Origin of the sequence: Paracoccus sp. ME4, from assembly GCF_046736325.1 — a bacterium.
In the GTDB taxonomy this organism is placed as follows: Bacteria; Pseudomonadota; Alphaproteobacteria; order Rhodobacterales; family Rhodobacteraceae; genus Paracoccus.
Window position 1 is genome coordinate 1564288 of sequence record NZ_CP151276.1, and the last position, 12165, is coordinate 1576452.

Annotated in this window: 11 protein-coding genes; 10 read left to right on the forward strand and 1 reads right to left on the reverse strand. The window is 69.2% G+C overall.

Annotation, left to right across the window (positions count from 1 at the left end):
* The first annotated feature begins 15 nt into the window (after positions 1-15).
* On the forward strand, positions 16-966 hold the full coding sequence (gene gshB, locus AACG61_RS08035; RefSeq protein WP_411836623.1) for a glutathione synthase: 951 nt from the start codon (positions 16-18) through the stop codon (positions 964-966).
* Here the strand turns inward: gshB and AACG61_RS08040 are convergent.
* The gene (locus AACG61_RS08040) at positions 963-2477 is read right to left on the reverse strand and encodes a YifB family Mg chelatase-like AAA ATPase (protein ID WP_411836624.1); all 1515 of its coding nucleotides are present in this window, start codon (positions 2475-2477) and stop codon (positions 963-965) included. The two genes, gshB and AACG61_RS08040, sit on opposite strands and share 4 nt — an antisense overlap.
* A gap of 126 nt (positions 2478-2603) precedes the next feature.
* Here AACG61_RS08040 and coaBC point away from each other — a divergent pair, with 126 nt between their 5' ends.
* The 9 genes from coaBC to AACG61_RS08085 all read left to right on the forward strand — a co-directional run bounded on the left by coaBC (position 2604) and on the right by AACG61_RS08085 (position 12143).
* Positions 2604-3791 carry a bifunctional phosphopantothenoylcysteine decarboxylase/phosphopantothenate--cysteine ligase CoaBC gene (gene coaBC / locus AACG61_RS08045; RefSeq protein WP_411836625.1) on the forward strand — a complete coding sequence of 396 codons (1188 nt, stop codon included), beginning with the start codon at positions 2604-2606 and terminating at the stop codon, positions 3789-3791.
* Positions 3788-4876 carry a cysteine desulfurase family protein gene (locus tag AACG61_RS08050; RefSeq protein WP_411836626.1) on the forward strand — a complete coding sequence of 363 codons (1089 nt, stop codon included), beginning with the start codon at positions 3788-3790 and terminating at the stop codon, positions 4874-4876. Before coaBC ends, AACG61_RS08050 begins: the two co-directional genes overlap by 4 nt.
* The gene (gene sufB, locus AACG61_RS08055; RefSeq protein WP_411839479.1) at positions 4876-6396 is read left to right on the forward strand and encodes a Fe-S cluster assembly protein SufB; all 1521 of its coding nucleotides are present in this window, start codon (positions 4876-4878) and stop codon (positions 6394-6396) included. Before AACG61_RS08050 ends, sufB begins: the two co-directional genes overlap by 1 nt.
* 77 nt (positions 6397-6473) lie before the next feature.
* On the forward strand, positions 6474-7229 hold the full coding sequence (gene sufC, locus AACG61_RS08060) for a Fe-S cluster assembly ATPase SufC (RefSeq protein WP_411836627.1): 756 nt from the start codon (positions 6474-6476) through the stop codon (positions 7227-7229).
* Entirely contained in the window at positions 7229-8545 is a 1317-nt protein-coding gene (locus tag AACG61_RS08065; protein ID WP_411836628.1) for a SufB/SufD family protein, read from the forward strand. The genes sufC and AACG61_RS08065 overlap by 1 nt, the downstream gene beginning before the upstream one ends.
* 17 nt (positions 8546-8562) lie before the next feature.
* Entirely contained in the window at positions 8563-9036 is a 474-nt protein-coding gene (locus AACG61_RS08070; protein WP_411836629.1) for a hypothetical protein, read from the forward strand.
* Positions 9033-9626, forward strand: a complete 594-nt coding sequence (locus AACG61_RS08075) for a Yip1 family protein (RefSeq protein ID WP_411836630.1) — start codon at positions 9033-9035, stop codon at positions 9624-9626. The genes AACG61_RS08070 and AACG61_RS08075 overlap by 4 nt, the downstream gene beginning before the upstream one ends.
* Entirely contained in the window at positions 9623-10834 is a 1212-nt protein-coding gene (locus AACG61_RS08080) for a cysteine desulfurase (RefSeq protein WP_411836631.1), read from the forward strand. Before AACG61_RS08075 ends, AACG61_RS08080 begins: the two co-directional genes overlap by 4 nt.
* Before the next feature lie 91 nt (positions 10835-10925).
* The gene (locus AACG61_RS08085; protein WP_411836632.1) at positions 10926-12143 is read left to right on the forward strand and encodes an NAD(P)/FAD-dependent oxidoreductase; all 1218 of its coding nucleotides are present in this window, start codon (positions 10926-10928) and stop codon (positions 12141-12143) included.
* The last annotated feature ends 22 nt before the right edge of the window (positions 12144-12165 follow it).

A 12165-nucleotide genomic window follows, 5' to 3' on the forward strand; every position in this document is an offset into this window, starting at 1 on the left:
AGCCAGGAGGGCCGGATGAGCCTCTACGTCGCCTTGCAGATGGACCCGATCGAGCATGTCTCGATCACCGCCGACAGCACCTTCCGCATCGGGCTGGAGGCCCAGGCCCGCGGTCATCGGCTGTTCCAGTATACCGTCGATCGGCTGCGCTACGACGAGGGCCGCGTGATCGCGCGCGGCCGCCCCGTGACGCTGCGCCGGGTCCAGGGCGACCATGTCACCTTCGGCGATTGGTCCGAGGTCGAGCTGACCGAATTCGACGTGGTCTGGCTGCGCCAGGACCCGCCCTTCGACATGGGCTATGTCACTTCGACCCATCTTCTGGATCGGGTGCATCCCGGCACGCTGGTGGTGAACGACCCGTTCTGGGTCCGGAACTGCCCCGAAAAGCTGATGGTGCTGGATTTCCCCGACCTGACGCCGCCCACCATGATCGCCCGCGACCCCGCCGCCTTCCGCGCCTTCCGCGAACGTCACGGCGAGATCATCGTCAAGCCACTCTACGGTAATGGCGGCGCCGGGGTGTTCCACCTGAAGCCGGGCGATCCGAACCTGTCGTCGCTGCTGGAGACCTTCGCGGGCATCAACAGAGAGCCGATGATCGCGCAGAAATACCTGCCTGCCGTGGTCAGGGGCGACAAGCGCGTGATCCTGGTCGATGGCGAACCCGTGGGCGCCATCAACCGCGTCCCGCAGGAGGGCGAGGCGCGGTCGAACATGCATGTCGGCGGGCGCGCCGAAAAGGTCGGCCTGACCGAGCGCGAGCGCGAGATCTGCGCCCGACTGGCCCCCGTCCTGCGCGAGAAGGGGCTGATCTTCACCGGCATCGACGTGATCGACGGCTGGCTGACCGAGATCAACGTGACCTCGCCCACCGGCATCCAGGAGCTGGAGCGCTTCGACGGCATCAACGCCGCCGAGGCCATCTGGCAGGCGATCGAACGGCGCGTGGCCGCCAAGGGCTAGCCGCCCGCCACGAAGGGCAGCCGATAGCTGAGCGCCTCGCGCAGGTGGTCGGTCAGCACCCGGTCGGACTCGGCCAGATCCGCGATGGTGCGCGCCGTGCGGAGCACGCGGTGATAGCCGCGCATCGTCAGGCCCAGCCTGTCGGCCGCCGCGGCGATCAGGGCGCGCCCCTCGGCATCGGGGGCGGCGATCTCCTCCAGCAGCGCGCCCGAGGCGTCGGCGTTCACCCGCGCCTCGGGGTGATCGGCAAAGCGCGCGGCCTGGATGTCGCGCGCCCGCGCCACGCGGGCCGCGACCGTGGCAGAGGTCTCGCCCGTGGCCGCGCCCGGATGATCGGCGATGGGCACGCCCGCCACCTCCAGCCGCAGGTCGAACCGGTCCAGCATCGGCCCCGAGATGCGCCCCAGATAGCTGGCCCCGCAGGCCGGCGCGCGGGCGCAGGCGCTTGCCGGATCGGCCAGATGGCCGCAGCGGCAGGGATTGGCGGCGGCGACCAGCAGGAAGCGGCAGGGATAGCGCATCTGCGCCGCGGTCCGCGTCACGAACACCTCGCCCGATTCGATGGGCTGGCGCAGCGCCTCCAGCACGCGGGGCTGGAACTCGGGCAGCTCGTCCAGAAACAGCACGCCGTTATGCGCCAGGCTGATCTGGCCGGGACGCGCGCGCGGGCCGCCCCCGACGATGGAGGGGGGCGATGCGCCGTGATGGGGGTCCTGGAATGGCGCCTGGCGCAGGATGCGGCCATCCTTCAGCTGGCCCGCGACGGAATGCACGATGGAGGTCTCCAGCGCCTCGCGCGCGGTCAGGGGCGGCAGCAGCCCGTGCAGCCTGCGCGCCAAGAGCGTCTTGCCCGCGCCGGGCGGGCCGACCATCAGCAGGTGATGCCGACCCGCCGCCGCGATCTCCAGCGCGCGCTTGGCGCGTTCCTGACCCTTGACGGCCGACAGGCAGGCGACCGGGGCCGGGGCTTCGGGCAGGCCGGGCCGGGCCGGGCTCAGGGGGCGGCGGTCGGTCAGATGATCGACCACCGCGCGCAGCGTGCCGGCGGCCAGGACCGGCACGGCCTCGATCCAGGCGGCTTCGGGGCCGCAGGCCTCGGGGCAGATCAGCGCGCGGTCCTCCTCGGCCGCGGCGACGGCGGCGGGCAAGGCGCCCGCGACCGGCACCAGGCGGCCGTCCAGCGCCAGCTCCCCCAGGGCCACGCAGCGGGCGACCTCATCGCGGGGGACCAGATCCAGCGCCGCCAGCACGGCCAGCGCGATGGGCAGGTCGAAATGCGACCCCTCCTTGGGCAGGTCCGCGGGCGAGAGGTTGACCGTCAGCCGCCGGTTCGGCAGGGCGATGGCCAGCGCCCCGAAGGCCGCGCGCACCCGCTCCTTGGCCTCGCTGACCGCCTTGTCGGGCAGGCCCACGATGGAGAAGCCGGGCAGGCCCGCCGCGACGGCGCATTGCACCTCGACCAGGCGCGCCTCGATCCCCTCGAAGGCGACGGAATAGGCGATGGCGACCATGATGCTCTCCGCGACGGTTCGCCAATGGTTAACGGGATGCGCCTTAAGGAAAGGTTAACGGGCGGGCTTTCCTTGCGGCAGGGGGCGCGGGGGGTTATCTGGGGCGCAGGACGTAGCGGGGGCGGCATGCAGGGCAGACGGATATTGCTGATCGTGGGCGGCGGGATCGCGGCCTTCAAGATCCCCGCCCTGGTGCGGCTGATCCGGGCCGAGGGCGCGGCAGTGACGCCGGTGCTGACCGCGGCCGGATCGCAGTTCGTGACCCCCATGACCCTGTCGGTGCTGGCCGGAGAGCCGGTCCACGACACGCTGTGGGATCAGGGCGCCGAGGCCGAGATCGGCCATATCCAACTGTCACGCCGGGCCGATCTGGTCGTCGTGGCGCCCGCCACCGCCGATCTGATGGCGCGCATGGCGCAGGGGGCGGCGAACGATCTGGCCTCGACCCTGCTGCTGGCGACCGACAAGCGCGTGCTGATCGCGCCCGCGATGAACGTGCGCATGTGGGACCATCCCGCGACGCGGCGCAATCTGGCCGCACTGCGGGACGACGGCATCCTGACCGTCGGTCCCGATGAGGGCGACATGGCCTGCGGCGAATACGGCCCCGGCCGAATGGCCGAGCCCGAGGCGATCCTGGCCGCGATCCGCGCCGCGCTGAGCGACGGGCCGCTGGCGGGGCGTCATGTCGTGGTGACCTCGGGGCCGACGCATGAGCCGATCGACCCGGTGCGCTATATCGCCAACCGCTCCAGCGGGGCGCAGGGGACCGCGATCGCCGCGGCGCTGCGCGATCTGGGCGCGCGGGTGAGCTTTGTCACAGGTCCCGCCGCGGTGCCGCCGCCCCAGGGCGTGGCGGTGATCCGAGTCGAGACCGCGCAGCAGATGCGGGATGCCGTCGAGGCGGCCTTGCCTGCGGATGCGGCGGTGATGACCGCCGCGGTCGCGGACTGGCGCGTGGAGAACGGCAGCGCGGAGAAGATCAAGAAGGGTCCGGACGGCCCGCCCAGCCTTCGGATGGCCGAGAATCCGGACATCCTGGCCTGGATCAGCCGTGCCCCGGCGCGGCCGCGTCTGGTGGTGGGCTTTGCCGCCGAGACGACCGATGTCCTGGCCCATGCGACGGCCAAGCGCCTGCGCAAGGGCTGCGACTGGATCGTGGCGAATGACGTCAGCCCCGGCACGGGCATCATGGGCGGGACCGAAAACGCCGTCACCATCATTTCCGACGCGGGGGTCGAGAGCTGGCCCCGGCTGACCAAGACCGAGGTCGCCGCCCGGCTGGCGGCCCGCATTGCGGAGGCCCTGCGATGAGGACCTATCTGGACTGGAACGCCACCACGCCCCTGCGCGCGGAGGTCAAGGCCGCGATCATCGAGGCGCTTGAGATCGCGGGCAACCCGTCCTCGGTCCATACCGAGGGGCGCGCGGCCAAGATGGCGCTGGAGCGCGCGCGCGAGCAGGTGGCCGTGGCCCTGGGGGCGGATGGGGCCGACGTGGTCTTCACCGCGGGCGCGACCGAGGCGGCGGCCATGGTGCTGGGGCAGGGCGGCTTTCACTGTGCGCCCGTCGAGCACAGCGCCGTCAAGGTCTGGTGCGAGACCGATCTGGCGGTGGACGGCGATGGCATCGTGACCGTCACCGACCCCGCGCGCACCAGCCTGCAGCTGGCCAACAACGAGACCGGCGTGATGCAGGACCTGCCGCAGGGGCTGCACAGCAGCGACCTGACGCAGGCCTTCGGCAAGGTGCCCTTCGCCTTCAACTGGCTGGGCGTCACCGCCGGTTTCGTCAGCGCGCACAAGCTGGGCGGGCCCAAAGGGATCGGCGCGCTGATCCTGAAGAAGGGCACCGATCTGCCGCCGCTGATCAAGGGTGGCGGACAGGAGCAGGGGCGCCGCGCGGGGACCGAGAACCTGATCGGCATCCTGGCCTTCGCGGCCGCGGCCACCGCCGCGCAGCGCGACCTGGATGCGGGCCTGTGGGACGCGGTGCGCGCGCGCCGCGACGCGCTGGAGGCGCGGCTGATGGACATCGCGCCGCAGTCGGTCATCGTCGGAAAGGACGTCCCGCGCTTGCCGAACACGACCTGCCTTCTTACATCGGGTTGGAAGGGCGAGACCCAGGTGATGCAGATGGATCTGGCGGGCTTTGCCATTTCGGCGGGGTCGGCCTGTTCGTCCGGCAAGGTCCGGGCCAGCGGCGCCCTGCAGGCGATGGGATTTGACGATCAGCTTTCGCAATCGGCGATCCGGATTTCGATAAGTCCGGCTTTGGACGACGATCAGATCAACCGATTTGCGGATGCCTGGGAAAACGCGTATTCACGCTGGCGCGACAGGAATGGCGTGACTGGAACGGGCGGGCAGGGGTCCGCTCTACCGAGGAAGGAACGATGATGACGGCGACCACCGATCTTGACGTGCGCGAAGGCGTCGACCGCGAAACGGTCGAGACCGTGCAGAACATGGGCAGCTACAAGTATGGCTGGAACACCGAGATCGAGATGGACTATGCCCCCAAGGGCCTGTCCGAGGACATCGTCCGCCTGATCTCGGAGAAGAACAACGAGCCGCAATGGATGCTGGACTGGCGGCTGGAGGCCTATCGGCGGTGGGTGACCATGACCGAGCCCAGCTGGGCCATGCTGAACTATCCGGTGATCGATTATCAGGACCAGTATTACTACGCGCGTCCCAAGAGCATGCAGGAGAAGCCCAAGTCCCTGGACGAGGTCGATCCCAAGCTGCTGGCGACCTATGAGAAGCTGGGCATCCCGCTGAAGGAGCAGATGATCCTGGCGGGCGTCGAGGGGGCCGAGAACGCCCCCGCCGAGGGCCGTCGCGTGGCCGTGGACGCGGTCTTCGACAGCGTCAGCGTCGGCACCACCTTCAAGGACGAGCTGGCCAAGGCGGGCGTGATCTTCTGTTCGATCAGCGAGGCGATCCGCGAGCATCCCGAGCTGGTCAAGAAGTACCTGGGCAGCGTCGTGCCGCAGTCGGACAACTTCTTCGCCACGCTGAATAGCGCGGTCTTCTCGGACGGCTCGTTCGTCTACATCCCCGAGGGGGTGCGCTGCCCGATGGAACTGTCCACCTATTTCCGCATCAACGCGGAGAACACCGGCCAGTTCGAGCGCACGCTGATCATCGCCGACAAGGGTGCCCATGTCAGCTATCTGGAAGGCTGCACCGCGCCCAAGCGCGACACCAACCAGCTGCATGCCGCGGTCGTCGAGATCGTCATCCTGGAGGATGCCGAGGTCAAGTATTCGACCGTCCAGAACTGGTTCCCCGGCGACGAGGACGGCAAGGGCGGCATCTACAACTTCGTCACCAAGCGCGCCGATTGCCGCGGCGACCGCGCCAAGGTGATGTGGACCCAGGTCGAGACCGGGTCGGCGATCACCTGGAAATACCCGTCCTGCATCCTGCGCGGCAATGAATCGCAGGGCGAGTTCTATTCCATCGCCATCGCCAACAATCACCAGCAGGCCGATACCGGCACCAAGATGATCCATCTTGGCAGGAACACCCGCTCGCGCATCGTGTCGAAGGGGATTTCGGCCGGCAAGGCGCAGAACACCTATCGCGGTCAGGTCAGCATGCACCCGCGCGCGACGAACAGCCGGAACTATACCCAGTGCGACAGCCTGCTGATCGGCGATCAATGCGGCGCGCATACGGTACCCTACATCGAGGTCAGGAACACCTCCAGCCGGGTCGAGCACGAGGCGACCACCAGCAAGGTCGATGACGACCAGCTGTTCTACTGCCGCTCGCGCGGGATGGACGAGGAGGAGGCGGTGGCGCTGGTCGTCAACGGCTTCTGCCGCGAGGTCCTGCAGGCGCTGCCGATGGAGTTCGCCATGGAGGCGCAGGCGCTGGTCGCGATCTCGCTGGAAGGCTCGGTGGGCTGATCTTTCCGGCCGGGCCGCGGGTCCGGCCGCACACTCTATCGGCGCCCGCCGGGGCGCCTTCGCCGTTTGAGGAAAACATGCTGAAAATCAACAACCTGCACGTCAAGCTTGAGGAAGAGGACAAACAGATCCTGAAGGGTCTGACCCTGGAGGTCCCCGCCGGCGAGGTCCATGCGATCATGGGTCCGAACGGGTCGGGCAAGTCCACCCTGTCCTATGTCCTGTCGGGCCGCGACGGCTATGAGGTGACCGACGGCACCGCCACGCTGGACGGCGAGAGCCTGCTGGACATGGAGCCCGAGGAGCGCGCGGCGGCCGGCCTGTTCCTGGCCTTCCAGTACCCGGTGGAGATCCCCGGCGTCGGCAACATGACCTTCCTGCGCACGGCCGTGAACGCGCAGCGCAAGGCCCGCGGTGAGGACGAGCTGTCGGCGGGCGAGTTCCTGAAGGTCGTCCGCGAGAAGGCGCGCGAGCTGCAGATCAGCCCCGAGATGCTGAAGCGTCCTGTGAACGTTGGCTTTTCGGGCGGCGAGAAGAAGCGCAACGAGATCCTGCAGATGGCCATGCTGGAGCCGCGCATGTGCATCATGGACGAGACCGACAGCGGTCTGGACGTGGACGCGATGCGCCTGGTCAGCGAGGGCGTGAACGCCCTGCGCAGCGAGGGCCGCAGCTTCCTGGTCATCACCCACTATCAGCGCCTTCTGAACCACATCCAGCCCGACGTCGTCCACATCATGTCGAACGGCCGCATCATCAAGTCTGGCGGCCCCGAGCTGGCGCTCGAGGTCGAGGAGAACGGCTATGGCGATCTTCTGGCGGAGGCCGGCTGATGACCGAGATGGCCGTCAAGACCAAGGCGCCCGAACCCGCCGCCCGTCCCGCAACCGCGCTTGACGCGCGGCTGGCCGTGCTGGACCTGCCGCAGGGCGGGTTCGCCGCGGCGCGTGCCGACGCGCTGTCGCGCCTGCGGGCGATGGGCCTGCCGGGACCGCGCGACGAATACTGGCGCTATACCGACCCGCGCCCCTTCAATGCGCCTCAGGCGACCGCGCTGCCCATCGACGGCGGACCGGAATCGCCGCTGTTCGCGGAGCGGGACAAGCTGACGCTGGTCTTCGTCGACGGCGTCTTCGACGCGGCCGCCTCGGACCCGCTGGCGCTGGAGGGGATCGAGATCGAGACCCTCGCCGCCGCGCGGCCCGGTCATTGGGCCGAGGGCCTGTTCGGCACGCTGGAGGCCGCCGGCCAGACCCCGGTCAAGCGGCCCTTTGCCACGCTGAACACCGCCGCCGCCCGCGACGGCGTCCTGATCCGCGTGACCGGCACGCCCTCCAAGCCCGTGCACGTGCTGCACCGCCGCGCGACGGATACCGCCGACGCGATGTGGCACCATGTCATCCGCGTCGAGAGCGGCGCGGTGCTGACCCTGCTGGAGAGCGGCATGGTCGGAGCGCGGTCGAACGGCGTGATCGAGGCCGATCTGGCCGACGGGGCCACGCTGCACCACATCACCGCCAAGCGCGCCGTGGACCCGAAGGTCGGCCTGTCGCATCTGTTCGCCCGCGTGGGCGCCGAGGCCGTGCTGAAAAGTTTCGCGCTGGTCGTGAACGGCACCACCATGCGCCATGAGGCGGTCGTGGACATCGTCGGCGACGATGCGGTCGCGCATGTCGCGGCGGCGGTTCTGGGCGATGGCGGCGTGGGGCCGTTCCATCACGACGACACGGTCTTCGTGACCCATGGTGCGCTGCGCGGCGAAAGCCGTCAGGTGTTCAAGAAGGTCCTGAAGAACGGCGCCACCGGCGTGTTCCAGGGCAAGATCCTGGTCAAGCAGGGCGCGCAGAAGACCGACGGCTATCAGATCAGCCAGGCGCTGCTTCTGGACGAGGCCAGCCAGTTCCTGGCCAAGCCCGAGCTGGAGATCTATGCCGATGACGTGAAATGCTCTCACGGCTCGACCACCGGGGCGATCGACGAGGATGCGCTGTTCTATCTGCGCTCCCGCGGGGTGCCGCATGACCGGGCGATCGTGTTCCTGGTTCTGTCTTTCCTGGCCGATGCCCTGGAGGAGGTCGAGGACGAAAGCCTGCGCGATGAGATCAACGAACGGCTGGATGCGTGGCTGACCGCCCGACCCCAGATCTAGGTCCGTCGCGCGGCGGCATGATGCTGCGCGTGCTGGAAAGCTGGTGGGCCCCGCGCCGGGTGGTGCGGGGCATTGCCGCCATGCCCGACCGGGTGCTGCTGCCGGTGCTGATGCTGGCCATGCTGATCACGCTGGTCGCGCAGACGCCGGGCCTGTCGCGGGCCGCGCAGCTGGACCCGTCGGTGCCGCTGGACGCGCGCATCGGGGGTGCGGCCTTGGGCACCATGTTCATGATGCCGCTGATCGCCTATGCCGTGGCGGGGCTGTCCGGCCTGCTGATCCGGCTGACGCCGTGGCGGCTGGAGCCGCGGCACGCGCGGCTTGCGCTGTTCTGGGCGCTTCTGGCGGCGGCGCCGGCGACGCTTCTGGCGGGGCTGGTCGCGGGGCTGATCGGCCCGTCACCCGCCCTGACCCTGACCCGCACCGTTGCGGGCCTGGGTTTCCTGTTCATCTGGGGCGCCGGGATCGCGGCGCTGGCGAGACGCAAATGACCCGTGACGACTTCAAGACCCTGGCGGTCCAGACCCTGCGCCAGCCCGAGGAGGCGGCGCGGTGGCTCATCGCGCTGAACCTGCCCATGCCGGTGCGCTGGATGGCGCTGGTGCTGGCCGTGGCGCTGTCGGGCATCCTGGCCTTCGGCGCGACCGCCATCCTGGGCGGCCCGCAGGACGACGCCGCGCCGGTCATGGCGATCACCGGCCAGCCCCTGGTCCTGGCCGCGACGCAGCTGGTGGCCATCGTGCTGGGCGCGGGGCTGATGGCCGGGGTCGGCCGGATGTTCGGCGGCCGGGGCCGGTTCGAGGACGCGCTGATCCTGACCGTCTGGATCGAGGTCATGCTGCTGATGGTGCAGCTGGCCCAGATCGTCCTGTCGCTGGCGCTTCCCGCGCTGGCGGGCATGCTGGGGATCCTGGCCGTCGCGCTGTTCCTGTGGCTGACCGTCCAGTTCACCAAGGCGCTGCACGGCTTCACCAGCGGGCCCAAGGTGCTGCTGGTGATGTTCGGGACGCTTCTGGTGATGGGCTTCATCCTGTCCTTCTTCATGGCCGCGCTTGGCCTCATGCCGGAGATGCCGCAATGAGTTTCGACGTCGAGGCCGTCCGGGCCGATTTCCCGATCCTGTCGCGGCAGGTGAACGGCCGCCCGCTGGTCTATCTGGACAACGGCGCCAGCGCCCAGAAGCCGCGCGTGGTGATCGACGCGATCACCCGCGCCTATGAGGGCGAATACGCCAACGTGCATCGCGGGCTGCATTACCTGTCGAACCTGGCGACCGAGAACTACGAGCGGGTGCGCGCGATCATCGCCCGCTTCCTGAACGCCCCGCGCGAGGACGAGGTGATCTTCACCTCCGGCTCGACCGAGGCGCTGAACCTGGTCAGCTATGGCTGGGCCGCGCCGAACCTTCGGCCCGGCGACGAGATCCTGCTGTCGGTGCTGGAGCATCACGCCAACATCGTGCCGTGGCACTTCCTGCGCGAACGGCAGGGCGTGGTGCTGAAATGGGTCGAACCCGAACCCGACGGCAGCCTGCCCGCCGAGAAGGTGCTGGCCGCCATCACCCCGCGCACGCGCATGATCGCGCTGACGCATATGTCGAACGTGACCGGCACGGTGGTGGACATCGCGGGCGTCCGCGCGGGCACCGACCTGCCGCTGGTCGTCGACGGCAGCCAGGCGGCGGTGCACATGCCGGTGGACCTGAGCACCCTGGGCGCCGATTTCTACTGCGTCACGGGGCACAAGCTCTACGGCCCATCGGGTTCCGGCGCGATCTGGATCCGGGCTGACCGACAGGCGCAGATGCGGCCCTTCCTGGGCGGCGGCGACATGATCCGCACGGTCGGCCGCGATGCGGTGACCTACAACGACCCGCCCCTGAAGTTCGAGGCGGGCACGCCCGGCATCGTCAACCAGATCGGCCTGGGCGCGGCGCTGGAATACCTGATGGGTCTGGGCATGGAGAACGTGGCCGCGCATGAGCGCAGCCTGCGCGATTATGCCCGGCAGCGGCTGAACAGCCTGAACTGGCTGCAGGTGCAGGGCGACGCGCCGGACAAGGGCGCGATCTTCTCCATGACGATGGCGGGGGCGCATGCGCATGACATCTCGACCATCCTGGACAAGAAGGGGATCGCGGTGCGGGCCGGCAGCCATTGCGCCATGCCGCTGATGGAGCATCTGGGAATCACCGCCAGCGCCCGCGCCAGCTTTGCCATGTACAACACGCAGGCAGAAGTGGACGCGCTGATCGAAGGATTGACCTTCTGCCACGAACTTTTCGCCTGAATCTTGCAAAGATTCGGGCGGTCGCCGAAGAAACCTTGTCCGGACCGCCGTTCCGCCGCATCGCTGAGGAAAGACAGCGATGGAGGCGGCGATGGCCGAGGTTCTGGTTCTGGGTGCGGGCATGGTCGGGGTGACGACCGGATTGGCGCTGCAGGCGCGCGGGCATGACGTCACCATCATCGAACGCGGCGTGCCGGGACGCGAGACCAGCTACGGCAATGCCGGCCTGATCCAGACCGAGGCGGTCGAGCCCTATGCCATGCCGCTGGCGCCGGGCGCGCTGTTCCAGATCGCGCTTGGGCGGGGCTATGACGTGAAATGGACGCCCTCGGGGCTGCTGTCGCAGCTGGGCGCGGTCGCGACATACGCGCTGAACTCTCTGCCCGCGGCGCATAAGCGCGCCTCGCTCACCTGGGGCAAGCTGATCCGCCAGTCGACAGAACGTCACGGGCCGCTGATCACGGCGGCGGGCGCGGACAACATCATCCGCCGCAACGGCTATATCGAGATCCACCGCACCCCCGCCAAGATGGAGAAGGCCCGCCAGACCGCCGAGCGTTTCCGCACCGAATTCGGGGTCGAGGCGCGGCTGATGACCGGGACCGAGCTGCGTGCGATGGAGCCCGCGATCCGCATCGAGGTCGAGGGCGCGACGCATTGGTCGGACAGCTGGAACTGTGCCGATCCCGGCGGGCTGGTGGCCAGCTATGCGGCCCTGTTCCAGAAGCAGGGCGGGCGGATCGTGAACGGCGACGCGGGCGATCTGCACCGCCACGGTGCCGGCTGGCGCGCCGACGAGGTCGAGGCGGAACATGCCGTGATCGCGCTTGGGCCGTGGTCGCCCATGCTGACGCAGCGCTTCGGCCTCAAGGTGCCGATGGTCTACAAGCGCGGCTATCACCGGCATTACCACATGGAGATGCCGCCCCATCACCCGATCGCCGATTTCGGCAATTCGGTCGTTCTGTCGCCTATGCGCCGGGGCCTGCGCATCGCCACCGCGGCCGAGCTGACGCCCCATCCGCGCCTGTCGCCCCCGCAGCTGAAGCATGGGGAGAAGGCCGCGCGCGAGCTGTTCGACATCGGCGCCCCGGTCGAGGCGGAACCCTGGACCGGGCGGCGGCCCTGCATGCCCGACATGCTGCCGCTGGTCGGGCGGGTGCCGGATCAGCCGAACCTCTGGGCGCATTTCGGGCATGGGCATCAGGGCTTCACCCTGGGGCCGGTCACGGCCGAGATCCTGGCGGATGAGCTGTCGGGCGGGGCAGGGTGGTCGGAACTTCAGCCCGCGCGCCTCAAACGCGGTTGAATTCCGGGCCTGCGCGACACAT